Annotated in this window: 22 protein-coding genes; 7 read left to right on the forward strand and 15 right to left on the reverse strand. The window is 65.6% G+C overall.

Annotation, left to right across the window (positions count from 1 at the left end; all coding sequences use genetic code 11):
• Positions 1-116: 116 nt before the first annotated feature.
• From lon to I6F17_RS19185, 6 genes are all read right to left on the reverse strand, one after another.
• Entirely contained in the window at positions 117-2,495 is a 2,379-nt protein-coding gene (lon, locus tag I6F17_RS19160) for an endopeptidase La (RefSeq protein ID WP_225125438.1), read from the reverse strand.
• Positions 2,496-2,503: 8 nt separating this feature from the next.
• Positions 2,504-2,887 (reverse strand): Hsp20/alpha crystallin family protein, encoded by a 384-nt coding sequence (locus I6F17_RS19165; RefSeq protein ID WP_024342525.1) that lies wholly within the window; start codon positions 2,885-2,887, stop codon positions 2,504-2,506.
• Between the two features lie 156 nt (positions 2,888-3,043).
• Positions 3,044-3,610: a ferritin-like domain-containing protein gene (locus tag I6F17_RS19170; RefSeq protein WP_036042072.1), complete on the reverse strand. Its 567-nt coding sequence runs from the start codon at positions 3,608-3,610 to the stop codon at positions 3,044-3,046.
• A gap of 104 nt (positions 3,611-3,714) precedes the next feature.
• On the reverse strand, positions 3,715-3,921 hold the full coding sequence (locus I6F17_RS19175) for a hypothetical protein (RefSeq protein ID WP_036007833.1): 207 nt from the start codon (positions 3,919-3,921) through the stop codon (positions 3,715-3,717).
• A gap of 86 nt (positions 3,922-4,007) precedes the next feature.
• Positions 4,008-5,195: a carboxylate-amine ligase gene (locus I6F17_RS19180; protein ID WP_225125448.1), complete on the reverse strand. Its 1,188-nt coding sequence runs from the start codon at positions 5,193-5,195 to the stop codon at positions 4,008-4,010.
• Between the two features lie 3 nt (positions 5,196-5,198).
• Positions 5,199-6,017, reverse strand: coding sequence for a gamma-glutamyl-gamma-aminobutyrate hydrolase family protein (locus I6F17_RS19185; RefSeq protein WP_346657012.1), 819 nt, complete (start codon positions 6,015-6,017; stop codon positions 5,199-5,201).
• A gap of 468 nt (positions 6,018-6,485) precedes the next feature.
• Here I6F17_RS19185 and I6F17_RS19190 point away from each other — a divergent pair, with 468 nt between their 5' ends.
• Positions 6,486-7,139, forward strand: a complete 654-nt coding sequence (locus I6F17_RS19190) for an L-fuculose-phosphate aldolase (RefSeq protein ID WP_225125452.1) — start codon at positions 6,486-6,488, stop codon at positions 7,137-7,139.
• Between the two features lie 13 nt (positions 7,140-7,152).
• Positions 7,153-8,940: a chloride channel protein gene (locus I6F17_RS19195; protein WP_057026746.1), complete on the forward strand. Its 1,788-nt coding sequence runs from the start codon at positions 7,153-7,155 to the stop codon at positions 8,938-8,940.
• Between the two features lie 6 nt (positions 8,941-8,946).
• Here I6F17_RS19195 and I6F17_RS19200 read toward each other — a convergent pair whose 3' ends face one another.
• Entirely contained in the window at positions 8,947-9,198 is a 252-nt protein-coding gene (locus I6F17_RS19200; RefSeq protein ID WP_225125455.1) for a DUF2798 domain-containing protein, read from the reverse strand.
• 290 nt (positions 9,199-9,488) lie between these two features.
• On the opposite strand from I6F17_RS19200, the gene I6F17_RS19205 reads away from it, so the two are divergent.
• The 4 genes from I6F17_RS19205 (at position 9,489) to uraD (ending at position 13,344) form a co-directional block, all read left to right on the forward strand.
• The gene (locus I6F17_RS19205) at positions 9,489-9,902 is read left to right on the forward strand and encodes a hypothetical protein (protein ID WP_225125457.1); all 414 of its coding nucleotides are present in this window, start codon (positions 9,489-9,491) and stop codon (positions 9,900-9,902) included.
• A gap of 1,200 nt (positions 9,903-11,102) precedes the next feature.
• A complete protein-coding gene (locus I6F17_RS19210) occupies positions 11,103-11,516 on the forward strand; it encodes a DUF3830 family protein (protein WP_197949796.1) in 414 nt (137 codons plus the stop codon).
• Positions 11,517-12,452 carry an allantoinase PuuE gene (gene puuE, locus I6F17_RS19215; RefSeq protein ID WP_036045264.1) on the forward strand — a complete coding sequence of 312 codons (936 nt, stop codon included), beginning with the start codon at positions 11,517-11,519 and terminating at the stop codon, positions 12,450-12,452.
• 4 nt (positions 12,453-12,456) lie between these two features.
• Positions 12,457-13,344 (forward strand): 2-oxo-4-hydroxy-4-carboxy-5-ureidoimidazoline decarboxylase, encoded by an 888-nt coding sequence (gene uraD, locus I6F17_RS19220; RefSeq protein WP_225125714.1) that lies wholly within the window; start codon positions 12,457-12,459, stop codon positions 13,342-13,344.
• On the opposite strand, the gene I6F17_RS19225 is transcribed toward uraD, so the two are convergent.
• The 3 genes from I6F17_RS19225 to I6F17_RS19235 are packed head-to-tail and all read right to left on the reverse strand — an operon-like array spanning position 13,341 to position 18,310.
• Complete coding sequence (locus I6F17_RS19225; protein ID WP_225125467.1) at positions 13,341-14,738, reverse strand: nucleobase:cation symporter-2 family protein; 1,398 nt, start codon at positions 14,736-14,738, stop codon at positions 13,341-13,343. The genes uraD and I6F17_RS19225 overlap by 4 nt on opposite strands.
• Positions 14,739-14,762: 24 nt before the next feature.
• Entirely contained in the window at positions 14,763-17,486 is a 2,724-nt protein-coding gene (locus tag I6F17_RS19230; protein WP_225125470.1) for a molybdopterin cofactor-binding domain-containing protein, read from the reverse strand.
• Entirely contained in the window at positions 17,483-18,310 is an 828-nt protein-coding gene (locus I6F17_RS19235; protein ID WP_225125472.1) for an FAD binding domain-containing protein, read from the reverse strand. Before I6F17_RS19235 ends, I6F17_RS19230 begins: the two co-directional genes overlap by 4 nt.
• Before the next feature lie 144 nt (positions 18,311-18,454).
• Here I6F17_RS19235 and I6F17_RS19240 point away from each other — a divergent pair, with 144 nt between their 5' ends.
• On the forward strand, positions 18,455-19,804 hold the full coding sequence (locus I6F17_RS19240; RefSeq protein ID WP_225125482.1) for an 8-oxoguanine deaminase: 1,350 nt from the start codon (positions 18,455-18,457) through the stop codon (positions 19,802-19,804).
• A gap of 110 nt (positions 19,805-19,914) precedes the next feature.
• Here I6F17_RS19240 and I6F17_RS19245 read toward each other — a convergent pair whose 3' ends face one another.
• The 5 genes from I6F17_RS19245 to I6F17_RS19265 all read right to left on the reverse strand — a co-directional run bounded on the left by I6F17_RS19245 (position 19,915) and on the right by I6F17_RS19265 (position 25,228).
• Positions 19,915-20,991, reverse strand: a complete 1,077-nt coding sequence (locus I6F17_RS19245) for a BMP family ABC transporter substrate-binding protein (protein WP_192893407.1) — start codon at positions 20,989-20,991, stop codon at positions 19,915-19,917.
• A gap of 76 nt (positions 20,992-21,067) precedes the next feature.
• The gene (locus I6F17_RS19250; RefSeq protein WP_225125484.1) at positions 21,068-21,985 is read right to left on the reverse strand and encodes an ABC transporter permease; all 918 of its coding nucleotides are present in this window, start codon (positions 21,983-21,985) and stop codon (positions 21,068-21,070) included.
• Positions 21,972-23,066, reverse strand: a complete 1,095-nt coding sequence (locus tag I6F17_RS19255) for an ABC transporter permease (RefSeq protein WP_225125487.1) — start codon at positions 23,064-23,066, stop codon at positions 21,972-21,974. Before I6F17_RS19255 ends, I6F17_RS19250 begins: the two co-directional genes overlap by 14 nt.
• On the reverse strand, positions 23,050-24,621 hold the full coding sequence (locus tag I6F17_RS19260) for an ABC transporter ATP-binding protein (RefSeq protein ID WP_225125496.1): 1,572 nt from the start codon (positions 24,619-24,621) through the stop codon (positions 23,050-23,052). The genes I6F17_RS19255 and I6F17_RS19260 overlap by 17 nt, the downstream gene beginning before the upstream one ends.
• Before the next feature lie 121 nt (positions 24,622-24,742).
• Positions 24,743-25,228 (reverse strand): nucleoside deaminase, encoded by a 486-nt coding sequence (locus I6F17_RS19265; RefSeq protein ID WP_225125507.1) that lies wholly within the window; start codon positions 25,226-25,228, stop codon positions 24,743-24,745.
• Positions 25,229-25,235: the final 7 nt, after the last annotated feature.

Below are 25,235 nucleotides of genomic sequence, written 5' to 3' on the forward strand. Positions count from 1 at the left end.
CGGCTCGGGTCCTGCGAGCCCATCGCGAATCCGGTCGATCGCGCGATCGAGCAATTGGCGCAGCCGCTGCGTCTTCCGCGACCGCTTCGCTCTTTCCAGCAGTTTCTTCATCGCCTTCACTCCGCCGCTTCCTTGGCTTCAGCCGGCTCGAGCGCCGCGGCGATGGCTTCGTCGACGCGCTCCAGCCAGATGAACTCGAGGGTGTCCCGCGCGCTCTTCGGGATGTCGTCATAGTCCCGCTTGTTGCGCGCTGGCAGCATCACCCGCTTCAGGCCGGCAGCAGCCGCAGCCACCACCTTCTCCTTGATGCCGCCGACCGGCAGCACCAGGCCGCGCAGCGAGATCTCGCCGGTCATCGCGGTGTCACTCCTCACCGTGCGGTTGGTGAGCAGGGAGGTCAGCGCCGTGAACATCGCAACGCCCGCGCTCGGCCCGTCCTTCGGGGTTGCGCCCGCGGGGACGTGAACGTGGATGTCGCTCTTCTCGAACGCTTGCGGATCGATGCCGAGCTGAGAGGCCCGGCTCTTCACCAGCGTCAGCGCAGCCTGCACGCTCTCGCGCATGACGTCGCCGAGCTGGCCGGTCAGGATCAGCCCGCCCTTGCCGGGCACGCGCGTGGCTTCGATGAACAGGATGTCGCCGCCGACCGGCGTCCAGGCAAGGCCGGTGGCAACGCCCGGAACGCTGGTGCGCAAGGCGATCTCGCCCTCGAAGCGCGGCTGGCCGAGCACGGTGGCGATGTCCTTTGCCGTCACCACGACCTTCGCGGCCGTGCCTTCGGCGACCTGCACCGCGGCATGCCGGAGCACCTTGCCGATCTCGCGCTCGAGGTTACGCACGCCCGCTTCGCGGGTGTAGCCCTTGACGATCAGCTTCAAGGCCTCCGGCTCGATCTCGGCCTGCTCGGCCGAGAGGCCGTTGGCCTCCAGCTGCCGCCGTACCAGATAGCGCCGCGCGATCTCCAGCTTCTCGTCCTCGGTGTAGCCGGCGAGGCTGATCAGCTCCATGCGGTCCAGCAGCGGACCCGGAATCTGGTCGAGCATGTTGGCGGTCGCAATGAACACGACGCGCGACAGGTCGAAGGGCACGCCGAGGTAATTGTCCCGGAACGTCCCGTTCTGCTCGGGGTCGAGCACCTCCAGCATGGCCGCCGACGGATCGCCCTGCACGCCGCGGCCCATCTTGTCGATCTCGTCCAGCATCATGACGCAGTTCCTCGCGCCCGCCTTCTTGATGCCCTGGATGATGTTGCCGGGCAGCGCACCGATATAGGTGCGGCGGTGACCGCGGATCTCGGCCTCGTCATGCACGCCGCCCAAGCTGACGCGCACGAAGGGACGATCCATCGCGCGCGCGATGGATTGGCCGAGCGAGGTCTTGCCGACGCCGGGCGGGCCGACGAAGCACAGGATCGGCGCCTTGCCCTGCGGGGCGAGCTTGCGCACCGCCAGATATTCGATGATGCGGCTCTTGATCTTCTCCAGGCCGAAATGATCGGCATCCAGGATGGCGCGCGCCTCCTTGATGTCGATCGGCTTCTCCTCGGGCAGCGCCCAGGGCAGCTCGATCAGCCAGTCCAGATAGGTGCGGACCATGCCGGCCTCGCCGGCGGCCTCCGGCATGCGCTCGTAGCGGCGCAGCTCCTTCTTGGCATGCGCTTCCGCCTCCGGCGGCATGTTGGCCTTGGCGATCGCAGCCGTCAGCTCGGCGACCTCGGCCTGCTTGCCGTCGCCTTCGCCCAGCTGGCGCTGGATGGTCGCCATCTGCTCGCGCAGGATCGCCTCGCGCTGCCGCTCGTCGAAGGAGGCCTTGGTCTGCTGGCCGATTTCGTTGCTGATGCGCAGCACCTCCAGCCGCTCGGCCAGATGCTTCGACACCTTCTCCACGCGAAGAGCGAGGTCGATGGTCTCCAGCACCTCCTGCTTGTCCTGCGGCTTGATGTCCATGAACGAGGTTGCCAGATCCGCCAGCGCGCCGGGCGCGCTGGTGCCCTGGAACATCGCGGCGAGCTCGGGCGGTGCCTGCGGCAGCAGCTCGATTGCCTCGATGGCCTGGCGCTGCAGATTCAGCGCGCGAGCCTCGATCTCGGGCGAGGTCGTGGCCGGCTCGGGGATCTGCTGGAAGCGCGCGGCCGGGAACGGCGTCCCCGGCAGGAAGTCGAGGATGCGCGCGCGCTGCACGCCCTGGCAGACGATGTGGTGGGTGCCATCGGGCGCGGTGATGTAGCGCACGATGTTGGCGATGGTCGCGACTCTATAGAGGTCGTCCGGCCCGGGGTCATTGGTCTCGGGGCTGCGCTGCAGGACGATGCCGATCGGCCGCTGCTCGCGCAGCGCCTGCTGCGCGGCGGCAATGGACTTCGCCCGGCCGATCGTGATCGGCGCGATCGCGCCGGGAAACAGCACCATCTCGCGCACGGGGACGATGATCAGCGCATCGTCGGGGATCTTCACGTCGTTATTGCTTTGTTCGTTGTTCATCTGTTCGGTGGCCATGATCGACCTCAGGATTTCGCGAGGCGCAGTGCGACGCAGCCGTCCATCACGAAGCGGCTGATGGCGTAACGGCCGAGGGGCAATGCAATGCGGCGCTCAAAACGCCCTTGCGGCAGCTCGAGCCGATGGATGCGGGCGTTGCGAAGCTCCGGCGGGAGGGTGCGCTGACCCGAGATGACGAGCACGCCGTCATGGATGACGGTCTCGACATTGTCGGGATTGACGCCGGGAAGCGCGACCAGGATCAGGAGCTCACGCTCGGTCTCGAGCACGTCGATCGGCGGCTCCCAGCAGGCTTCCTGGCGGCCGAACTGCTGGCGCAGCCGATCGGCGCGGGTCAGCGAGTCCAGGGCTTCGGACAGCATCCAGTCGAGGGGATTTTTGGGTTGCATGATGCGGGCTCTGGGGGTGGGAAAGCCTGCATATGGGGCCGGTTCCAAGGAAATCCAGTACGGTGGCGCGCACGTGCCATGCGCCGCCGTGCGATCAAGGCAAGCGAACGCCGCGGCATGCGGCCGCGACGTTCCGTTCATTGGCAGGGCGCGGGCTCAGGCCGCCGCGCGGTACTCTTGTTCCGCTTCGAGGTTGATCACGGAGGTGGCGAGCTCGGTCAGCGTCTGATCGGTCGCCTCTTCCTCGTCCAGCGTCTCCTGGAGCAGCCTTGCGGCGTCCTGCATGCCGAGCTCTTCGGCCCAGGTGCGCAGCGTGCCGTAGCGGGAGATCTCGTAGTGCTCGACTGCCTGCGCTGCCGCGAGCAGTCCGGCATCGAGCGCCGGCGCGCCCTTGAACTCCTTCATGATCTCGGCGCCCTCGTCGGCAATGCCGTTGATGGCCTCGCAGGGCTTGCCGCGTGCCGGCTTGCCCAGCATCTTGAAGATCTGGTCGAGCCGTTTGACCTGGCCCTGGGTCTCACGCAAATGCTTGTTGAAGGCGGCCGTAAGCTCCTTGGAATTCGCGGCCTTGGCCATCTTGGGCAGGGTCTTGATGATCTTGTTCTCGGCGAAATAGATGTCCTTCAGCGTCTCCAGAAATAGGTCGCTGAGCATCTTCGGCGCCTGACGCGGCCGGCGCGCCGCGGTCTTCTTTGTCGTGCGTTTCTTCGCTCGTTTAGCCATACGTCCTCCTCATGAGGTAACACGGGAAGGCCTCGCCCTCCTCAATCCTCAGGCGATCAAAGCCGCGCCATGAACGAAAGTTCCAAACTGCAACCGGCGAAGGCTCAGGTCGGGCGCTTGTAGGGATCTTCCTGGCGCTGCCGTGCCTCGGTGTTGCGATCGAGCTGCGCCCGCTCGCTACGGCGCAAGTTGCCCGCCTTCATCACGCCGTAAACGAGCGCCCCGCCGAGCACGAACGCGCCGATGAACCAGAGCCAAAGCATCTGGGCCGAGGCGTGGCCCAGGAGCATGCTAATGCCGCTGTCGCTCATGATTGGTCTCCACGATTGTCCATTGCTATCACGCTGAGCTAAGTCGGCGGTCGAAACCTCGTTCCATGCGACCGCAGCCGGCGACGTCAGACCAGGTCGGTCAGCGGTTGCCGCACCGCTTGCGCTTTCGGCTCGCTGCCCCGGGCGGTGAAGTCTCCGGCTTCGGTGGAAGTCCGCAGCCATTTCGTCACGTCGCTGATTGCGTCCCGCGGCGAGTGGCCGAACTTGCGCAAGCCGCGAAAATATTCGAGCTGAAGGTGGGCCGACGTGCCGCGCTTGGGGATCGACTTCAGATGCTGGATGTCGTCTTCGATGCCGAGATGGTCGACGTGAGGTGCCACCATGGCGATCACCGAATCGAGCCAGCTTCTGAACGAGACCGGCTCGAACGAGACCAGGTCGATATAGGTGCCGTCGGTTCCGTAGCGCTGGGCGCGCCAGCGATTCTCCTCCACCAGCGCGCGGTGCACGGCCGAATAGGTGGCGTTCAGCTCGGGATGGTGGACGGCGTGGCGGACCAGCGCGCGGAACAGCGCCGCGATCGCCACCGAATCCGCGATCGCCGTGCAGCAATCGGTGATGCGCAGCTCGAGAGTCGGATGCTGCAGCGAGGGCCGCAACGCCCACCAGACATAGGTGGCGTTGGTGATGATGCCGGCATCGACCAAGGTCTTCACGTAGGTCTCGTATTCGGAAAGGTTCCGAAACATCTCGGGAAAGCCGGTCCTGGGCAGGGCATCGTTGGCGGCATTGCGGTAGCCCAGCAATCCCGTCGGGTAGCCGCACCAGAACGGCGAGGAGGTCGAGAGCGCCAGCAGCAGCGGCAGGAACGGCACCAGGCGGTGCATGATCTCGACGCGCAAATCGGGCTCGGGGACCTCGACATGGACGTGCAGTCCGCTGATCGGGTTGCCGAGGCCAACCATCCCGAGATCGCTGATGACCTTGCTGTAGCGACGCTTGCGCGTCATGCGCTGCTGCTGCGGCTGCGCCAGCGGGTGTGTGCCGGCCGCGATGATGCCGACGCCGTGGTCCTTGCCGACCTCGGTGAGCACCGCGCGATAATGCGCGAGCTCGGCCAGCGCATCGGTCGAAGACGTCAGCGGCGGGGTCGCCACCTCGATCTGCGATTGCAGGATCTCGGTGGTCAGCCGCTCGCCGAGCCGCTTTTGCGCCGCGGCCATGTAGGGCTTGGGCAGCTCGGATCGCGGCGCCGCGGACTGGCGGTTGACCAGAAAATATTCCTCCTCGATGCCGAAGCGGTAGCGGTGCATCGCCTACGCCGCCCCTTGTGCCTTGGCGTGGCGGCGAACCGCGTCTCCAAAAGCCGCCAGAATGCGCGCCGAGGCGTGGTCGGAGCTCGCCCAATAATCGGGATGGAAAAGCGTGCCGAGCGCAAAATCGCTGGCGCCCTCGACGCTGACGGCCTCGATCGAGCCGTCGTCAGCGACGGCCTCCGCGACGAGACCCGGTGCGAGATCGGCGATCAGGAAGCTGTGCAGCGAATTCACTAGAATCGAATCCGCGCCGCAGATCTGCTGCAGGACGCCGCCCTTGCGCAAGGCCACCTTCTGCCGCAGCCGATAGCGGGCATCCTCGTTGTCCGCGTCGGGCGCGCCATGGCGTTGCTCCTCGGGCAAATCGTCTGGCTCTTTCGCCAGCGTGCCGCCGAAAGCGACGTTCAGCTCCTGGAAGCCGCGACAGATGAACAGAGCGGGGATGCCCCGCGCCAGCGCCCGCGGGATCAGGCGCAGCGCGACCTCGTCGCGGAATTCGTCGAACGGGCCGTCACGCTTCTCGTCGACCGTTTGTCCATAGCGGGACGGATGGACGTTGGTCTGTCCGCCGCCGACGAAGAGGCCGTCGAGCCTGTCCAGATAGGCGTCGATGTCAGCCTCCGGCGCCGCGGGCAGAATCCGCGGCACGGCGCCGGCGACGAGGCCGATCGCATTGACGCAGACCATCGAAACGGCGGCGAGCTGTTCGCCGCGCGCGACCATGGAATCGGAGAGAATGCCGATCTGCGGTGCGCCGCTGCGCCCCTGCCACTGCCCGCGCGAGGCGCTACGCCGCCACTGCTGAAGGCCGTACGCCACGGCATCCGCTGCGCTGCCGAATTGATGAATCGCCGCCTTGAGCTCTCTGACGTTTGTCCCTAATCGGAGTGCCCAACGGCTGCAGGCAACGGGATCGTGCGGATCAATTCTGGAACGGGGCTCGTGCAATTGCTTCGGCTGCTTCTGTTCGTGTATCGATGCACAGTGAAACGGCAATCGTCGGGAATGGTTGCTTTGCGATTGCACCGTTCGATCTCATTGCCTCCGCAGCAGCCTTAACTTTTGTTATGGCTCTCGCGCGTCCTCGGCATGCTGCTCGCCGCCTATTCCGTGCAGTTCGGCATCAACGGGTCGGTCCGGATCGGCCTGCCCCAGTAGCTGCGACAATCTGTTAACCTGTCGCTATCCCGTTCGGCCGGAGTGTCACGGGATCCGGGACGCTTTCGCTTGCACTGTCATGTTGCTTTGACGTAACTCGGTCCAACAAGCCCTCGACAGGAAATCGACATGTCGATGACAGCGGACGAGCTCGGCAAGAGACAGGCCATTATCGACGCCTGCCGGCGCATGAACGCGCTCGGCATCAACCAGGGCACATCGGGCAATATCAGCGTCCGGCATGTGGACGGCCTCCTGGTCACGCCGACCAGCGTGCCCTATGAGGCCATGCGTCCGGACCAGATCGTCTTCATGGCCATGGACGGCTCGCACGCGCCCGACCAGAAGCCGTCGAGCGAATGGCGGTTTCATCGCGACATCCTGAAGTCGCGGCCCGACGTCAACGCCGTCGTGCACGCCCATCCGACCTATTGCACCATCCTGGCGATCATGGGCATGGAGATCCCGCCCGTGCATTACATGATCGCGGCGGCGGGCGGCGACAGCATCCGCTGCGCGCCCTACGCGACGTTCGGAACGGCGGAGCTGTCCGAGCACGCCGTGCGGGCGCTGGAGGGCCGGCTCGCCTGCCTGCTCGATCATCACGGCATGATCGCGATCGGCAAGACCCTGGACAAGGCGATGTGGCTGGCGGTCGAGGTCGAGACGCTGGCGCGGCAATATCACGGCTGTCTGCAGATCGGACAACCGCCGCTGCTCCTGAGCGAGGAGATCGAGCGGGTCCGTCAGCGAATGGCCGGCTACGGCCTGTCGGAAGGGTAGGGCGGGCCAGACGGTGTTAGTGCGGATCAAACATCTCGTGGATCGCAAGAAGACGAACCGCACCATGGTTCGGCTGCGCGCCCTGCTGCGCAGCAACGAGTTCTACCTGATCCCTCTGGCGCTCGTGATCGGCACGCTCGCGGGCGCGGTCGTGACGCTGATGGCCCACATCGCGCAGATCGCGCATGTCGTGATCTACGGCATTCCCATTGACGTCCACCTGTCGGCCCACGCGAGCGTCAGCCCATGGGCGGCACTGATCGCGCCTGCGCTCGGCGGGCTGGTGCTCGGAATCATGGAATGGTCGCGGCGGCGCATGAAGATATCGAACGCGGTCGATCCGATCGAGGCAAACGCGCTGCGGGGCGGCAATCTGTCGATGCGCGACAGCGGGGTGGTCGCAGGCCAGACCCTGATCTCGAACGGCTGCGGCGCCTCCGTCGGCCTCGAGGCGGGCTACACCCAGATCGGTTCGGGCATCGCCTCGTTGATCGGCAAATTCTTCAATCTCCGCCGCAACGATCTGCGCCTGATGGTCGGCTGCGGGGCCGCGGCGGCGATCGCCGCGGCGTTCGGCGCGCCAATCACCGGCGCCTTCTATGCCTGCGAGCTGATCGTCGGCGTCTATGCCGTAGGCAGTGCCGCGCCGATCCTCGCCGCCTCCCTCGCGGGCGCCTTGACCGCGCAATGGCTGGGCGGCGCGCCATACTCGCTGGAGATACCCAAGGTCAGCGCCGTCGGCGTCGAGCAATATCTGGCACTGATCGGGCTCGCCCTCATCACCAGCGGCGTCGGCATCGCCGTGATGCGCTCCTCGCCGATGTTCGAGCGGCTGTTCGCCTGGATGCCGGTCTGGCTGCGTCCTGTGATCGGCGGGCTCATCGTCGGCGGGTTCGCCATCATCACGCCGCAGGTTCTCGCGGCCGGCCATGGCGCCATGGTGCTCGATCTCTTCCACGACATGACGATCGGCCTGATCGCGCTGATCATCGCCTTGAAGGTGACGGCCTGCCTGATCTCGCTCGCCTCCGGCTTTCGCGGCGGCCTGTTCTTCGCCTCGCTGTTCGTCGGCAGCCTGATCGGAAAGTTCTTTGCCGCGGTGCTGCTGCTCATCAGCCCGAACTTCGCGATCGATCCGCTGGTGGCGATGTTGACCGGCATGGCGACGCTCGGCGTCGCCATCGTCGGCGGCCCGCTCACGATGTCGTTCCTCGTGCTCGAGATGACACGTAACGTCGACGTCACCGCCGTGGTGCTGGCCGGCTGCATCGTGACCTCGATCTGCGTGCGCTTCATGTTCGGCCATTCCTTCTCGACCTGGCGCCTGCATCTGCGCGGCGAGACCATCCGCAGCGCCAACGACGTCGGCTGGCTGCGCAATCTCACGGTCGAGCGCCTGATGCGCTCGGACGTCGGCAAGGTGCCCTCGACCACGACGATCGCCGCCGCGCGCCGCGAGTTCGCGCTCGGCTCGCGGCCGGGAATCGTCATCGTCAACAATGCTGACGAATATATCGGCCTCGTCCTGCTGCCCGATTTGTTCTCCAGCGACCTCGACACCATCGCCGACGACATCCAGGTGATCGAGCTCGCCCGCCTGATCGACATTGTGCTGATCCCGGAAATGAACGTGAAGTCGGCGATGGCGGTGTTCGACGAAGCCGAGGCGGAGATGCTGGCGGTGGTCGATTCCACCGACAGCCGCAAGGTGGTCGGCTTCCTCACCGAGAGCTTCGCCCGCCGCCGCTATGTCGAGGAAATCGACAAGGCGACGAGAGGCGTGCTGGGGGCGCTGTCGTAGGCGCGGTTACCGGCCGGGTGGTGCTGCGACGAGCCAGGCCACGATCCGGCGGACCAGCGGCAGCACCAGGAGCAGGGTCGGGAAGGCGACGAGCCAGGACAGTCCCCAGGCGCCCGGCCAGGCCGCCAGGAACGCCGGCGTTGCCCCCAGGCTTCGCAGCGTCGAAATGACCGATACCACCGCCGTCATGAGGATGGACAGCACGAATGGCGTCACGATCGGCGCATAGCGCGCCGGCAGTTTGCGAACCGCAATCATCTGGTTTCTCTAGGAAAAGGACGCGTCGATCACGTTGAACCCTAAAATGGCATCGATCCCGACGGCGTCGGTTGATGCGTTGGTTCACGTAAAACGCTTACGGCGGCCGAAAACGGCGCGGCTGTTCATTAGCCGCTCAGGTTGGCTGGTTCAAGGTGGGTCGGATGGTTCGGGATTTACAATCGTTCAAAGCGTGGCAGATCGCCGCGATCATGAAACTATTTCAGTGGTTTGCGGATTATAGATCGTTTGCTTATGTTTCTTTGGGCGAGAACAGAGGAAATTCGAACATGAGTGTTGGACCCGTGATTTCCGCAGCCGGCCGCAATACGATCGTGGTCGCGCTCGCAGGCCTCGCCCTGATTGCGGCTTCCGCATCCCCGTCTGCAGCGGCGTCGGCCGGGAGCCCGGCCGCCAAGTCGGCTGTCAAGGCGGCCGTTGCCGGCCAGGCTGCCTCCGACGTCACCGATTTCAGCGCACACCGGCGTCGCCATTATCATCGACGCGGGCCGAATGCCGCGGGTCTCGCCTTCATGGGCATGGCCGCAGGTCTGATCGGAGGCGCGATCGCCGAGAGCCGCCGCCGCGAATATTATGAAAACCGCTATTATTATGGCTATGGCCCGCGTTACTACGGCGGCCCTGGTTACTACGGCGGTTCCGGCTACTACTACGATCCGGGCTATCGTTACGCACCGTACTGAGCGCTCCAGGTCTCGACGAGCTCAATCTCGTCTCTCGTAGCCCGGATGGAGCGAAAGCGTAATCCGGGGCTGCGCGCTCGGCATCTTGCGCTGTCCCGGATTACGCTGGCGCTCCATCCAGGCTACGGGACCGAGGTGTGTCGCGGCGCTGTCAACCCGCTCGCGCGAAAATATTCCGCTTTACCGAAATTCGGAAAGGGCGTATGTGTCGCCCATCCCGGCTCAATCTCGAGGGGCGATCATGAGGTCGTCATTGTCGCGAGCCGGGCTTGCGGTGGACGCGGCAGCGTCGTGTACGGATGCCAGGGGCAGGGCGGATTGCTCTCCGTGAGCCCGAGGCTTCGTACGGACGAGCGGCGCTGTCAGGTTCGTCGCGCCGGCATTTCGATGGCAACGTGCACAACGCCGTCGAACCCTGCGGCGCCAACGAACCGCGCGTACGGCAAAACCGTGTGGTCCTGGCCGTCGTTGCTACGGTCAAGCTCTGGCGAATGCGGCCCTCGCGTCAACCGGCGCGGTGCCGGCGACTTTCGCGGGAGTGAGGGAGGCCAGAGGGAACTCGGCTCCCGGGAGAGCGCGGCATAAGCCGTCCGACCATCGCGCAGGGAAGGCCGTGTGTTGGGCTTCACCTGTATGCTGCTGTGCGGTTCTTCCTGCGTGTGCTCTAGCGCAGCGGACCGCGGGTGCCGCCGGCACCCGGCCTTCCCTGCGCCCTCGTGCATATGAGGGCGGCGAGATCAAGCAAAGCTCGGGCGAAGCAGCCGCGAGGCCGAGTACGCACGTCTTCGTCCACACATTCGGTGTCATCGCCCGCGAAGGCGGGCGATCCAGTACGCCGAGACGCCAGTGATTGAATCGAGAGGCCGCGGTGTACTGGATTCCCCGCCTTCGCGGGGAATGACAGTGTTACTTGGAGAAGGCACCATCGCCTCACCTTCGTCGTTCCGAACGCAGCACCACGCTCAGCTCTCGTGCCCCGGACGCAGCGCATCCGCGCCGGCGCCCCTTTGCCCGGCAATTCTGCCGGTGGACTCACCTCCTGCAATCCGGTTCAATGGCAACGAGCTTTCAGGCGATCGGGCAGGCCGGGTGGCGTGCCCAACTCATACGAGAGCCTCCGCCACTTGCGCGAAACGGTCGGGAGTGCTTTTTGCTGAAAGTTCCCCGCGGGGCGCATCGCCCCCGATCCAGAGAGATGAGATGAGCAAACTCGTTATCCGCGCCGGCGATTTCACCTTCGATGCCCGTTTCGAGGAGCAGGCGGCGCCCAAGACTGTCGCCGCCTTCCGCAAGGCGCTGCCGTTCGAAAGCCACATCATCCATGTGCGCTGGAGCGGCGAGGGCGTGTGGATGCCGCTCGGCGACCTCGACTTTGGCGTCGGCTACGAGAACCACACCAGCTATCCCGCCCCCGGCCAGATCATCCTCTATCCCGGCGGCATCAGCGAAACCGAGATCCTGCTGGCCTATGGCGGCGTGCACTTCGCGAGCAAGATGGGCCAGCTCGCCGGCAACCATTTCATCACGCTGACCTCGGGCCTGGAGAACCTCGCAACGCTGGGCAAGAGCGTGCTGTGGAAGGGCGCGCTGCCGATCCGCTTCGAGGAAATCTGAGTGACCGAGCCCCGCTACCCGCGCGATCTCCGTGGCTACGGCCGCAACCCGCCGCATCCGCAATGGCCTGGTGACGCGCGGGTCGCGGTGCAGTTCGTCGTCAATTTCGAGGAGGGTGGCGAGAACAACATCCTGCACGGCGACCGCGCCTCGGAAGCCTTCCTGTCCGACGTGCTCGGCGCGCAGCCCTGGCCCGGCCAGCGCCACGCCAACATCGAATCCATGTTCGAATATGGCTCGCGCGCCGGCTTCTGGCGGCTGTGGCGGATGTTCAACGAGCGGAACTGGCCGACCACGGTGTTCGGCGTCGCCACCGCGCTCAAGCGCAATCCCGAGATTGTCGCTGCGATGAAGGAGGCGGGCTGGGATATCGCGAGCCACAGTCTGAAATGGATCGAGCACAAGGACATGACCGAGGCGCAGGAGCGCGCCGAGATCGCCGAGGCCATCCGCGTGCATACCGAGGCGACCGGCGCACGTCCGCTCGGCTGGTACACCGGGCGCTCCTCGATCAACACCAACCGTCTGTTGATGGAGGAGGGCGGCTTCCTCTATCTCTGCGACTCCTATGCCGACGATCTGCCCTATTGGGTTAAGGGCGCAAATGGCAAGCAGCTCATCATTCCCTATACGCTCGATGCCAACGACATGCGGTTCATCAACCCGCAAGGGTTTGCCGAGGGCGAGCAGTTCTACACCTATCTGAAGGACGCCTTCGACGTGCTCTACGCGGAGGGCGAAACCGCGCCGAAGATGATGTCGGTCGGCCTGCATTGCCGCCTCGCCGGCCGGCCGGGCCGCGCAGCGGGCCTGATCCGCTTCCTCGACTATATCGGCAAGCATGAGCGCGTCTGGGTGCCGACCCGGTTGCAGATCGCGCAGCACTGGCACGAGAAGCACGCCCATCTTGCCGCCGACGCATTCGAGATCGGGTGAGATGATGTCGAAAGTCTCGCTCGCCGATCTCAACGCTGCAAGCACGGCCGACTTCGTCGCGGCGCTCGCCAACGTCGTCGAATATTCGCCGTGGATCGCCGAGCAGCTCGCGGCAAAGCGGCCGTTCGCCGGTATCAACGAGCTGCACGCCGCGCTGATGGCCGCGATCCAGAGTGCCGAGCCCGACGTGCAGCTGGCGCTGATCCGGGCGCATCCCGATCTCGCCAACAAGACGCAGCGCGCCGCGGGCCTCACCGCGGAATCGACCGACGAGCAGAACAGCGCCGGGCTCGACCGGCTGTCGGATGCCGAATATTCCGCGTTCGAGCGGGCCAACAACGCCTACCGCGACAAGTTCGGCTTCCCCTACATCGTCTGTGTGCGCCGTCACACCAAGGATTCCGTGCTGCGCGACTTCGAGGCGCGGCTGCTCAACATCGCCAAGACCGAGATAAGGCGTGCGATCGAGGAGATCGGCCGGATCTCGGCGCTGCGGCTCGACCAGCTGGTCGCCGCCGACGACAGGCTGAAGGTGCACGGCCGGCTCTCGACCCATGTGCTGGACAACCAGATCGGCAAGCCCGCACCTAGCATCCCGATCGAGCTCGTGGAGCTCGCGAGCCTTGGCGAGAACCGCGTCATCGCGCGCACCGTGACCAATGCCGATGGCCGCACCGACCAGCCGCTGATCGGCGGCCGTCCGCTGCCGATCGGCCGCTACGAGCTGCGCTTCAGCGTCGCGAAATATTACGCCGCGCGCAACGTGCCGCTGTCCGATCCGCCGTTCCTCGACGAGATCCCGCTGCGCTTTGCGATCAGCGAGCCGGAAAGCCATTACCACGTGCCGCTGCTGGTCACGCCCTGGAGTTACTCGACCTATCGCGGCAGCTAAACATGTTGCGCCGATGCGGCGGCTGACGCCGCGTCGGCCTCCGCGGCAGCGCCACCGCTCAACCCGTTGAAGAAGGCATTGAGCAGCACCGACACGACCGCGCAGAGCAGGATGCCGGACTCCAGCAGCGGATGCAGATCGTGCGGCAGATTGCGGAAAAAACCGGGAGCAACGAGCGGGATCAATCCAAAGCCGATCGAGATCGCGACAATGAAGAGATTGTAGCGGTTGTTGCGGAAATCGACCGCGGCCAGGATGCGTGCGCCGGTGGCCGCCACCATGCCGAACATCACGAGGCCGGCGCCGCCGAGCACGACCAGCGGCACCGCCTCCACCAGCGCGGCGAGCTTCGGCAACAGCCCGAGCACGAGCAGGATGCACCCGCCCGTCACCGTCACCCAGCGCGAGCGCACGGCCGTGACCGAGACGAGGCCGACGTTCTGCGAAAACGAGGTATAGGGAAACGTGTTGAAGATGCCGCCGAGCAGCGTGCCGAGCCCGTCGGCGCGCAAGCCGCGGCTCAGGGCTTCGCGGTCGACGGCCTTGCCGGTGATCTCGCCGAGCGCCAGGAACATACCGAGCGATTCGATCATCACCACGATCATGACGATGCACATGGTGATGACAGGCACCAGGTGGAATTGCGGCATGCCGAAGCGGAAGGGAAGCACGAGTGCGCCCCAGGAGGCGGCGGCGACCTTGTCGAAATGCATCACGCCCAGAATGCTCGCGAGCACCGCGCCGGCGATGATGCCGAGCAGCACGGCCACGTTGGCGAGAAACCCGCTGCCCCATTTGATCAGGCCGAGGATGACGAGCAGCACGAACAGCGAGATGCCGAGCCCCTGCAATTGCCCATAGGCTGGATTGGGAAAGCTGCCGGGAACGCCGTCGACCACCTTCGTCAACGTCGGTAGGCCGCCGCCGGCCCAGTTGATGCCGACGCGCATCAGGGAGATGCCGATGATGAGAATGATGGTGCCGGTGACGACGGGAGGAAACAGCGGCAGCAGCCGGCTGACGAACGGCGCAACGACGATGCCGAACAGGCCGGCGGCGATCACGGAGCCGTAGATGCCGAGCAGGCCGATTTCCGGTGAAGCTGCCATCGACAGCATCGGGCCGACCGAAGCAAAGGTCACGCCCATCATCACGGGCAGGCGGATGCCGACGCCGGGGAAGCCGAGGCACTGGACCAGCGTCACAAGTCCGCAGGCGAACAGGTCGGCGCTGATCAGGAAGGCGACGTCCTCCGGCGGCAGCTTCAGCGCGCGGCCGATGATGAGGGGGACCGCGACCGCGCCGGCATACATCACCAGCACGTGCTGGAGCCCGAGCGCGAGCAGGCGCGGGACCGGCAGGACCTCGTCGACCGGATGGACGTCGTTGCTCATGGATGTATCGCCCGAAACATCTATCTAGCCAAATTTGTCATGGAGCGCCGGAAACAGCCGGTCCGGCTTGAAGGGCGGCGCAGTAAAGCGAATGCCGGTGGCGTCCGCGATCGCGTTGCCGAGCGCGGCGGCGACCGGATTGTAAGGGCTCTCGCTCATGGACTTCGCGCCGAGCGGGCCGATCGTGTCGGACGTCTCGGCGAAGAGGACCTCCGTGCGCGGGACGTCGGCGAAAGAGGGCAGGTGGTAGTCGCGGAATTTCGGATTGGTGACGCGCCCGCTCGCGTCGATCACCATCTCCTCGTAGAGCGCAGCGCCGAGCGCCTGCGCCACGCCGCCTTCGACCTGACCGCGGCACTGCATGGGATTGGCGACGACGCCGGCGTCCGCGGCGTGCACGCTCCTGAGAATCCGGAGCTCGCCGGTCGCCTTGTTCACCGCGACGCGAAAGCCCTGCACGTTGAACCCGACCGATCGCGGCGTGCCGCCGGACGTGCCGCTGCCTGCGAACGGCCGACCGCGCTCGCGGGCGAGCTTCGCCAGCTCCGCAAAAGGCATGCGGCGGACGCCGCTGACGACGGAGTCCGCATCGAGCGCGCAAGTTTCCACATCGCACAGCCAGGCCCCGGCGGCGGCCGTCTTCAGCTCGCTCGCAAGCTGCACGGCTGCCGCATGCGTCGCCTTGCCGGCAACGAAGGTGCCGGCGCTGCCATACGCGCCGGTGTCGTGGCCGCCATGGGCGGTGTCGGACTGGCGCAGATGGATTCTCTCGACGGTGGTCGCCAGCGTGGTCGCCGCGATCTGGCGATGCACGGTGCTGGTGCCGTTGCCGAACTCGGCCGTGCCTACGGTGAGGTCGAAGCCTCCGTCGTCGTTGAGTGCGATCGTCGCATCGGCGAAGTGGCCGGCCGGCGGCACGGTGTCGATCATGGTCAGCGCAATGCCGTCGCCGATCAGCCAATCCGGCGACAGCTCCGGCTGCGGGTCATCGGCCTGCATCGCGCGCTCGACGAGATCGAGGCACTGGTCGAGCCCGTAGGAGCCGTAGAGCACGTCGTGATATTCGGACGGCGGCGGCGACAGCATGGGATCGCCGGGCCTCACGATATTGCGCCGGCGCATCTCGTAGGGACTGATGCCGAGCTGCCGCGCCAGTTCGTCGATCGCCGCTTCCACCGCGATCAGCGCCTGCGGCAGGCCATAGCCGCGAAACGCGCCCGCCGGCACGGTGTTGGTGTAGACGGCGACGCCGTCGACCCGCTTGTTCGGGCAATTGTAGACGGCGATGGACTCCGCCAGCGCGTGGAACATCACCGGGCCGGCATGATTGCCGTAGGCGCCGGTGTTGGAGAGCACGTCGAGCTGAAGCGCGGTAAGCTTGCCGCCCGCATCGGCGCCGGCCTTGACGTGGATCCGCATCGGATGCCGCGTCGAGGTCGCGATGAACTGCTCCTCGCGTGTCAACTCCAGCTTGACCGGCCGCCCGGTCTTCAGCGCGGCAAGCGCCAGGATGTCCTCGACGAACATCTCCTGCTTGCCGCCAAAGCCGCCCCCGACGCGTTCGCAGAACACGCGGACATTGTCCATGGGAAGCTGGAAGATGTCCGACAGGGCGCGCCGGGTCAGGAACGGCACCTGGGTCGAGGTGCGGACGTTGAGCACGCTGGAATCATCGAGCCAGGCGAGGCCGCCATGGGTCTCGAGCGCAGCGTGCTGCACACGGTGACTGTGGAAAGTGGCCTCGTAGGTAGCGGCAGATGTAGCCAGCGCCGACGCGACATCGCCGAACTCGCCATGCGTCTCCGCGACCAGGTTTCGCTGGGCATCGGCAACGCGATTCGCAGTTGTACGGTCGGGATGAACGACCGGCGCACCCGGGGCCATCGCCAGCTCCGGATCGATCAGCGCCGGCAGGACCTCGTAACTGACTTTCAGCTTGCGGCATGCCGCCTCGGCGGCGGCTTCGGTCTCGGCGACGACCGCGGCAACCTTCTGGCCGATGAAGCGGACGACAGCGTCGAGGACGCGAGTATCCTCCGGGTCCATCCAGTCCTTTTCGTGCCGCGCCGTGGACATCAGGACGGACGGCGCATCCTCGTGCGTCAGCACGGCGTGTACGCCGGGGATGCTCAGCGCGTCCGACTTGTCGATCGCAATGATCCTGGCGTGCGCATGCGGCGAGCGCAGCAGCTTGATGTGCAGCAGGCCATCGATTGCAGTGTCGAAAGTGTAGCGTGCCGTGCCGCGGACCACGTCGGGGCCTGCGGGGGCCGGCAGGCTGCGGCCGAAGGCGGCGCCCGCCTCGACGCTTGCCTCGACATTGGTCTTGCCGAGGATCGCGTCCTCGATCGACCGATAGCCGGTGCAGCGGCAGATATTGCCTTTCAGCGCCGCGCCGAGATCGGTGCGCTGCGCCTGGTTCAACGAGGCGCAGGTCAGGATCATGCCGGCGGTGCAGAACCCGCATTGGAAGCCCTGCGCATCGAGGAAGGCCTGCTGCATCGGGTGCGTGCCGTGATCGCCGCCAAGGCCTTCGATCGTGGTCACGGTGCGGCCCTCGGCCCGGAACGCCGGGATCAGGCAGCTGTGCACCGGCTCACCGTCCAGCAACACGGTGCAGGCGCCGCAGTCGCCGGCATCGCACCCCTTTTTCACGCCGAAATGGCCGAGCTCGCGCAGGAACGTGCGCAGGCACTGGCCGGCGCGCGGCTCCTGGGAAAATCCCCTGCCATTGACCTCCAGGCTCATGCGGGTATCGCTCCCAGCAGCTCGACGCGAATGTCCTCGGCCAAGCGCATCGTCATGTGCTTGCGCCAGAGTGGCGCGCCATGGATATCCGTGTGGTACAGATCATCGGTAATCTCCTGCATGAGCGCGGCGCGCAGCGAGCTTGCGTCCGGAGCCTTGCGGAAGTGCAGCTGGATCGGCCGTACCGTCGACGCAGTGACTGTGATTGTCAGCGTATCGTCGGCTTCGAGACTGCCGATCAGCAGCGCCGCCGAGCGGCCGACCGGCGCCAGCGAGATCTGGCGGAAGGCCGTACGGCGCTTCAGAGCGGGAAGCGGGATATCGATCTGCCGGAGCAGGTCGCCTGGCGTCAGGCGATTGCGTTGGTTGCCGGTGACGAATTCGGTGACCGGAAGCCTCTGTTCGCCGCCGCTGGCCTTCCAGATGGTGCAGACGCCGTCGAGTGCCGACGTCAGCGAGATCATCGGCCCCGCAGGCAGCGACATGCAGAGATTGCCGCCGACGGTTGCGGTCTTCCAGATCTTGAACGAGGCAAGGAAGGCCCGGCAGCACTGGTTGATCAGCGGCGCTGCGAGCCAATCGGACGGGCAGGCGAGTCCATCGAGCTCTGCGATGGTGCAAGTGGCGGCGATCGAGAGGTGGCTCTCTGTGATCGCAAGTGCCGGCCATTTCAGATCGGTGAGATCGATCAGCCGCGTCAGATGCGTTTGCGGCTCCGAGAACAGCCAGGTGCCGCCCGCGAGCCAAGCATCACCTGCCGTCCAAACGGGCAGCTGCGCGCGCGTTTGCGGATGGGCGACGGCTGTGATGGTATTCAAGTCCATGGCTGCGCCAACGCTTCCGACGGTTGAATGGTCCGAGCGAAGTGTTGCAAGACGGGAGCCAAGTGGCAACAACAAGTCGAAAAGGACGCAATCGTCCTCGGCCTTGCAGGTCCGCCGTCAGGGTGGGCGAGGAGAAGCAGGATCATGACTGAGGCAAGTTCGACCTGGATCAGGGATCCGCTGGCCATCCTCGCCGACGGGGCCGAGCGCGGCATTGTCGTGAAGGGCGGCCGGATCGTCGAGCTCGTGCCGGCGGGCGGTGTGCCCGCAACCGCCGATGTCGCAGTGTTCGATGCGGGCGAACACGTCGTGCTGCCGGGCCTGATCAATACCCATCATCACTTCTACCAGACGCTGACGCGGGCGGTGCCGGCGGCGATGGACCGCGAGCTGTTCCCCTGGCTCCAGGCGCTCTATCCGGTGTGGGCAAGGCTGACGCCGGAAGCGCTCGAGCTCGGCGTCACCGTGGCGATGTCCGAGCTCTTGCTCTCCGGCTGCACCGCCACGACGGATCACCACTACGTCTTCCCGGCCGGACTCGAAGACGCCGTCGATATCGAGGTGGCGGTGGCTAAGCGCCTCGGCGTGCGCGTGCTGCTCACGCGCGGCTCGATGAACCTATCGCAGCGCGACGGCGGCTTGCCGCCCGACAGCGTCGTGCAGGACGAGGACACCATTCTCGCCGATAGCGCCCGCGTGGTCGCCAAGCATCACCAGCGCGGCGCGGATGCGATGGTGCAGATTGCGCTCGCGCCATGCTCGCCGTTCTCGGTGACGACGTCGCTGATGCGCGCCACCGCCGATCTCGCCGACAAGCTCGACGTGCGCCTGCACACCCATCTCGCCGAAACCGAGGACGAGAACAGCTTCTGCCAGCAGATGTATGGCTGCCGTCCACTCGACTATCTCGAGCAATGCGGTTGGCTCAATGCGCGCACCTGGCTCGCCCATGGAATCTTCTTCAATCCGAACGAGATGAGACGGCTCGGCAAGGCCGGCACGACCGTCAGCCATTGTGCGTGCAGCAACCAGCTGCTCGCGTCGGGCTGTTGCCCGGTGTGCGATATGGAAGAGGCCGGCGTCGGGATCGGCATTGGTGTCGACGGCTCGGCCTCCAACGACGGATCCAACCTCATGCAGGAGGTCCGGGCCGCGTTCCTGCTGCAACGTGCGCGTTATGGCGTCACCAAGGTCAGCCACAAGGATGCCCTGCGCTGGGCCACCAAGGGTTCGGCGGCGTGTGTCGGCCGGCCGGAACTCGGCGACATCGCCGTCGGCAAGGCCGCCGATCTTGCGCTGTTCAGGCTCGACGAGCTGCGCTTCTCCGGCCACGGCGATCCGCTGGCTGCGCTCGTGCTGTGCGGGGCGCATCGCGCCGACCGGGTGATGGTGGCTGGAAAATGGGCCGTGATCGACGGTGCGATCCCGGGTCTCGATGTGGCAGACCTCATCCGCCGCCACAGTTCCGCGGCGCGGGCCATGCGGGCTGGATAGCCGGGCGAAATAGAGAAAGAGGGGGCAGCCACAAGTGCCGGGTGCTTCTGGCCACCCCCTCCGAACCTCCTCCGGGAGGAGCAGGTGATTTAGTCAATGCAAGAAGCGTGCTACTTGCCCGGCAGCTTGTCGTCGATGCCTTTCACGTAGAAATTCATGCCGAGGATCTGGCCGTCATCCAGGTGACCGCCGCCCTTGCATTCGACCGGCTTGCCGTCCTGCCCAACGATCGGGCATTTGAACGGATGCAGCTTGCCCGCGGTGATCGCGGCCTGGGCATCCTCAGCCATTTTTTTCACATCGTCAGGCATGTTGGTGTAGGGCGCCATCGCGAACATGCGGCTGTCGAGGCCACCCCAGGTGTCCTCGGACTTCCAGGTGCCGGCGAGCTCGGCCTTGACGCGCTCGATATAATAGGGCCCCCAGTTGTTGATGATCGAGGTCAACTGGGCTTTTGGCCCGAACTGGATCATTTCGGAATCCTGGCCGAAGGCCAGCTTGCCGCGTTCGCTGGCGATCTGCATGGCGGCGGGCGAATCCGTGTGCTGCATGATGACGTCGGCACCCTGGTCGATCAGCGCCTTGGCGGCGTCGGCCTCCTTGCCTGGGTCGAACCAGGTGTTGGCCCAGATGATCTTGACCTTGATGTTCGGATTGATGGTCTGCGCCGCCAGTATCGTCGCGTTGATGCCGGAGACGACCTCCGGAATCGGGAACGAGCCGATATAGCCGAGCACGCCCGACTTCGACATCTTGGCCGCAATCAGGCCTTGAATGTAGCGGCCCTGATACCATTTCGCCGAATAGGTCGACATGTTCGGGTTGCGCTTGTAGCCGGTGGCGTGCTCGAAATGCACGTTCGGATATTTCTTGGCGACCTTCAGCGTCGGATCCATGTAGCCGAACGATGTGGTGAAGATCAGTTTGTTGCCGGCACGGACGAGCTGCTCGATCGCTCGCTCGGAGTCCGGGCCTTCGGGCACGTTCTCGAGATAAGTGGTCTCGATCTTGTCGCCCAGTTCCTTCACCAGCGCCTGGCGACCGAGGTCGTGCTGATAGGTCCAGCCGAGGTCTCCAATCGGACCGAGATAAACGAAGCCGACTTTCAGCTTGTCGGCGGCGGAGGCCGCACTGACGCTCCCAGCGAGCAAGAGCCCGGCAGCCAGTGCAAGAAGTGATTTCCTCATCATCGATCTCCAAACTTCGGGGGAAGCCACGATCCGCAGCATGCGCGCCCCATCGTGCACACTGCGGAAACGAAATCTAGCGGTCGGGCACGAACACCGTGCCGAGCGCGGCCGGTGCGGTCGAGCCGCCCGTGCGCGCGCGGGAGAGCAGGACCAGCACGATGACCGTCGCGAGATAAGGCAGTGCCGACATGAATTGCGAGGGAATGCCGACGCCCCATCCTTGCGCATGCAGTTGCAGGATCGTCACCGCGCCGAACAGATAGGCGCCGACGACGAGCCGGCCCGGCCGCCAGGACGAGAACACCACCAGTGCCAGTGCGATCCAACCGCGGCCGGCGGTCATGCCCGGAATGAAGAACGGCGTATAGGCGAGCGGCAGATAGGCGCCCGCAAGACCCGCGCAGGCGCCGCCGAACATCACGGCGAGGGTGCGGATGCGCAGGACGGGATAGCCGAGCGCATGTGCGGAAACGTGATTGTCGCCGCAGGCGCGCAGGATCAATCCCGCTCGCGTGCGGTACAGGAACCACCACACGGCGACGATCAGCGCGATCGAGAAATAGACGAAGCCATTCTCGCCGAACAGCACGCGGCCGATCAGCGGAATATCCGTCAGGACGGGAATAGAGAGTTGCACGGCCGGCGTGATGCGCTCGCCGACGAAGCCGGCGCCGATCAGACCCGAGAGGCCAACACCCAAGATGGTCAGCGCGAGGCCGGTTGCGACCTGGTTGACGGCGAGCCCGAGTGCCATAAGCGCGAAGACGAGCGACATCAGCGTGCCGGCGGCGACGCCGAACAGCGCGCCGATAAAGATCGATCCGGTCAGCCAGGCGCCGGCAAAGCCACAGGCCGCGCCGACGATCATCATGCCCTCGACCCCGAGGTTGAGCACGCCGGAACGCTCGGCCACGAGCTCGCCGGTCGCCGCAATCAACAGCGGCGTCGATGCGGCAAGCACCGCCAGGATGATGGCCTCAACCAGCTCCACGGGCCATCACCTTTCGGTTCGGGAACACCAGCTTGAAGCGGTAGAGAATGAGGGAGTCGCAGGCGAGCACGTAAAACAGCAGAATGCCCTGAAAGACCTTGGTGACGTCCAGCGGAATCTTCATCGCGATCTGCGCCTGCTCGCCGCCGATAAAGGTCAACGCGAGGAAGAGGCCTGCAATTAATATTCCAAGCGGGTTCAGCCGGCCGAGGAAAGCGACGATGATCGCGGTAAAGCCGTAGCCTGGCGAGATGCCGGGCTGGAGATGTCCGACTGGACCCGCCACCTCGATGACGCCGGCAAGCCCGGCCAGCGCCCCGGAGACGGCGAAGGTCAGGATGATGAGCTGGTTGGCGTTGAAGCCGCCGAACCGCGCGGCGCGCGGCGCAGCGCCGACCACGCGGATCTCGAAACCCTTGATGGTGCGCCCGAGCAGGATCGCGGCTGCCGCGACGACGAGCAGGGCGATGATCGAGCCGAGATGCAGCCGGCCGCCTTCGATCAGCAACGGCACGGTCGCTACCGGATCGAACTCGGCCGTGGTCGGGAAATTGAAGCCGTGCGGATCGCGCCAGGGGCCGCGCACGAGATAGTCGAGGAAGAGGTCGGCGACATAGACCAGCATCAGGCTGGTCAGGATCTCGCTGGCGCCGAATTTCACCTTGCAGATCGCCGGGATCAGCGCATAGAGCGCGCCCGCAGCGGCGGCGAGGACGAGCATAGCCGGCAGCACCCAGGCGCCGGCATCAGTACCTTGCGTCTTCACCGCGATCCAGCTTCCCGCGACTGCGCCGATCAGGAATTGCCCTTCGGCGCCGATGTTCCAGGCGTTGGCGAGATAGCACAGCGACAGGCCGATCGCGATCATCACCAGCGGCGTCGCCTTCACCGCGATCTCCTGGAGCGAATAGCCGTCGGTGAGGGGCGCAATGAAATAGGCGTGCAGGGCAAGCAGTGGATTCTTGCCGAGGATCGCGAACAGGATGACCATGGTCACGATCGTGAGGCCAATCGCGATCAGGGGGGACACCAGCGCGATCGTGCCGGAGCGCTCGGCACGCTTCTCAAGCACCAGCTGCATGCGCGATCTCCTTTGGCTGCAGGCTGCTGCCGCCCATCAGAAGGCCCAGCTTCTCGCGGCTTGCTTCGCGTGCCGAGAGCGGAGCCGACAGCTTGCCGTGGAACATCACGGCGATGCGGTCGGCAATCTCGGCGAGCTCGTCGAGATCCTGGCTGGTCACGAGGACCGCGGCGCCTGCGGTGGCGAGATCAAGCAGCGCCTGACGGATGACGGCGGCGGCGCCGGCATCGACGCCCCAGGTCGGCTGGCTCACCACCAGTACCGCGGGATTGCGCAGGATCTCGCGTCCCACGATGAACTTCTGCAGATTGCCGCCGGACAGGCTGGCGGCCTCGGGATCGCGCTTGGCCTTGCGGACGTCGAAGGTTTCGGTGGCGCGGTCGACCGTTCTCAGCGTGGCCGTTGTATCGATGAAGCCGCGATGGACCATGCCGCTGGCGGCATGGCCAGTGAGCAGCGCGTTCTCCGACAGCCTCATCCGCGGCGCGGTGCCGTGGCCGAGCCGCTCTTCGGGAACGAAGGCCGCGCCCAGCTTGCGCCGCTGCGTGATCGAAAGGTGACCGGCGGCGATGCCCTCGATCACCACCGTCCCGGGGGCCTTCGCGAGGCGCTCGCCGGAGAGCGCCGCGAATAATTCGTCCTGGCCGTTACCGGCGACGCCGGCGATGCCGAGAATCTCGCCGCCCTTCAGCTCGAATGAGATGTGCTCGAGCCGCACGCCGTGCGCTTCGACGGGAGCCAGCGAGAGATCGTTGACGACGAGCCGCGGCACGGTGGTCCTGCGGCCGGATGCGCCCTTCACCTCCTTGACCTCGCCGCCGACCATCATCCGCGCAAGTGAGGCGGCGGTTTCGAGCCGAGGATTGCAGGTGGCGACCTTCCTGCCGCCGCGCAGGATCGTCGCCGTGTCGCAGAGCCGCTTCACCTCCTCCAGCTTGTGGCTGATATACAGGATGGCCCGGCCCTCGGCCTTGAGGCGCTCGAGCACGATGAAGAGCTGGTCGGCCTCTTGCGGCGTTAGCACCGCGGTGGGCTCGTCCAGGATCAGGAATTTCGGATCCTGCATCAGGGCGCGGACGATCTCGATGCGCTGACGCTCGCCGACGGAGAGTTGCCACACCTCACGCCTGGGATCGAGCGGCAGACCATAAGTCTTCGACACCTGTTCCAGCCGGGCCGACATGTCCTTGAAGGATTCCTTGCCGTCGAGGCCGAGCGCGACGTTCTCGGCGACCGTGAGATTGTCGAACAGCGAGAAGTGCTGGAACACCATGCCGATGCCGCGACTGCGCGCTTCGGACGGACCGGACAGCACGATCCGCTCGCCATGCCAGTGAATTTCGCCGGCGCTGGGCTGGATCAGTCCGTAGATCGCCTTGACCAGCGTCGACTTGCCGGCGCCGTTCTCGCCCAGCAGGGCGTGGATTTCCCTCGGCCGGATCTCGATATCGATGCAATCGTTGGCGAGGAAATCGCCATAACGTTTGGTGAGCCCGATCGTCCTCAGGAGCGGGAACTCGCCGGAATGCTGGCCGTTGGGCGTCGGATCTAACATCCGCTGATGCGCTCGCATGGGTTAACTGCCTCGATATTGGGCCAGTTTGAACCCCCGCGTAAGATGCGAAAAGCCGCATTCCCTGCTTAATCCATCGGCAGCGGACACCGATCAGCCTCTGCTATTTGATCCACACACCTTCATGCAGCGCTTCGGCTTCGTCCTCCAGCAACGGTCCGACGACCTCCGTTGGCCGCTGGCCGCGGGCAAAGACCTCGCGGCAGGGCAGATCGAGCGTCGGATTCTCCGGATGGTTGCCGGTGATGCCGCGCAGGCGATGTTCGCTGAGGCCATAGACGACGCGGCCGATGCCGGCCCAGTAGATCGCGCCGGCACACATCGCGCAGGGTTCCGCTGAGGAATAGAGCGTGGCTTTCGCCAGCACCTCGCGATCGAGTGTACGACAGGCCTGGGTGGCTGCAAGACGCTCGGCATGCGCGGTGCCGTCGCGATCCGGCATGTAGCCGTTCTCAGTTTCGATCAGCACCTTGCCGTCGGCATCGACGACGATGCAGCCGAAGGGGTGGTTGCCATGGGTGAGGGAACGGCCGGCGACCGCGAAAGACAGGCGCAGAAAGTGCTCGTCCCGCCCTGATGCGTCGCCCATCGATCCT

Source organism: Bradyrhizobium sp. NBAIM18 (genome assembly GCF_020193825.1).
In the GTDB taxonomy this organism is placed as follows: Bacteria; Pseudomonadota; Alphaproteobacteria; order Rhizobiales; family Xanthobacteraceae; genus Bradyrhizobium; species Bradyrhizobium yuanmingense.

What these genes read in the sequence shown, in the direction of transcription:
- lon (WP_225125438.1), bottom strand. Translation starts at nt 2,495, where the DNA reads ATGGCCACCGAACAGATGAACAACGAACAAAGCAATAACGACGTGAAG.
- I6F17_RS19165 (WP_024342525.1), bottom strand. Translation starts at nt 2,887, where the DNA reads ATGCAACCCAAAAATCCCCTCGACTGGATGCTGTCCGAAGCCCTGGAC.
- I6F17_RS19170 (WP_036042072.1), bottom strand. Translation starts at nt 3,610, where the DNA reads ATGGCTAAACGAGCGAAGAAACGCACGACAAAGAAGACCGCGGCGCGC.
- I6F17_RS19175 (WP_036007833.1), bottom strand. Translation starts at nt 3,921, where the DNA reads ATGAGCGACAGCGGCATTAGCATGCTCCTGGGCCACGCCTCGGCCCAG.
- I6F17_RS19180 (WP_225125448.1), bottom strand. Translation starts at nt 5,195, where the DNA reads ATGCACCGCTACCGCTTCGGCATCGAGGAGGAATATTTTCTGGTCAAC.
- I6F17_RS19190 (WP_225125452.1), top strand. Translation starts at nt 6,486, where the DNA reads ATGTCGATGACAGCGGACGAGCTCGGCAAGAGACAGGCCATTATCGAC.
- I6F17_RS19200 (WP_225125455.1), bottom strand. Translation starts at nt 9,198, where the DNA reads ATGATTGCGGTTCGCAAACTGCCGGCGCGCTATGCGCCGATCGTGACG.
- I6F17_RS19205 (WP_225125457.1), top strand. Translation starts at nt 9,489, where the DNA reads ATGAGTGTTGGACCCGTGATTTCCGCAGCCGGCCGCAATACGATCGTG.
- I6F17_RS19210 (WP_197949796.1), top strand. Translation starts at nt 11,103, where the DNA reads ATGAGCAAACTCGTTATCCGCGCCGGCGATTTCACCTTCGATGCCCGT.
- uraD (WP_225125714.1), top strand. Translation starts at nt 12,457, where the DNA reads ATGTCGAAAGTCTCGCTCGCCGATCTCAACGCTGCAAGCACGGCCGAC.
- I6F17_RS19225 (WP_225125467.1), bottom strand. Translation starts at nt 14,738, where the DNA reads ATGAGCAACGACGTCCATCCGGTCGACGAGGTCCTGCCGGTCCCGCGC.
- I6F17_RS19230 (WP_225125470.1), bottom strand. Translation starts at nt 17,486, where the DNA reads ATGAGCCTGGAGGTCAATGGCAGGGGATTTTCCCAGGAGCCGCGCGCC.
- I6F17_RS19235 (WP_225125472.1), bottom strand. Translation starts at nt 18,310, where the DNA reads ATGGACTTGAATACCATCACAGCCGTCGCCCATCCGCAAACGCGCGCG.
- I6F17_RS19240 (WP_225125482.1), top strand. Translation starts at nt 18,455, where the DNA reads ATGACTGAGGCAAGTTCGACCTGGATCAGGGATCCGCTGGCCATCCTC.
- I6F17_RS19245 (WP_192893407.1), bottom strand. Translation starts at nt 20,991, where the DNA reads ATGAGGAAATCACTTCTTGCACTGGCTGCCGGGCTCTTGCTCGCTGGG.
- I6F17_RS19255 (WP_225125487.1), bottom strand. Translation starts at nt 23,066, where the DNA reads ATGCAGCTGGTGCTTGAGAAGCGTGCCGAGCGCTCCGGCACGATCGCG.
- I6F17_RS19260 (WP_225125496.1), bottom strand. Translation starts at nt 24,621, where the DNA reads ATGTTAGATCCGACGCCCAACGGCCAGCATTCCGGCGAGTTCCCGCTC.
- I6F17_RS19265 (WP_225125507.1), bottom strand. Translation starts at nt 25,228, where the DNA reads ATGGGCGACGCATCAGGGCGGGACGAGCACTTTCTGCGCCTGTCTTTC.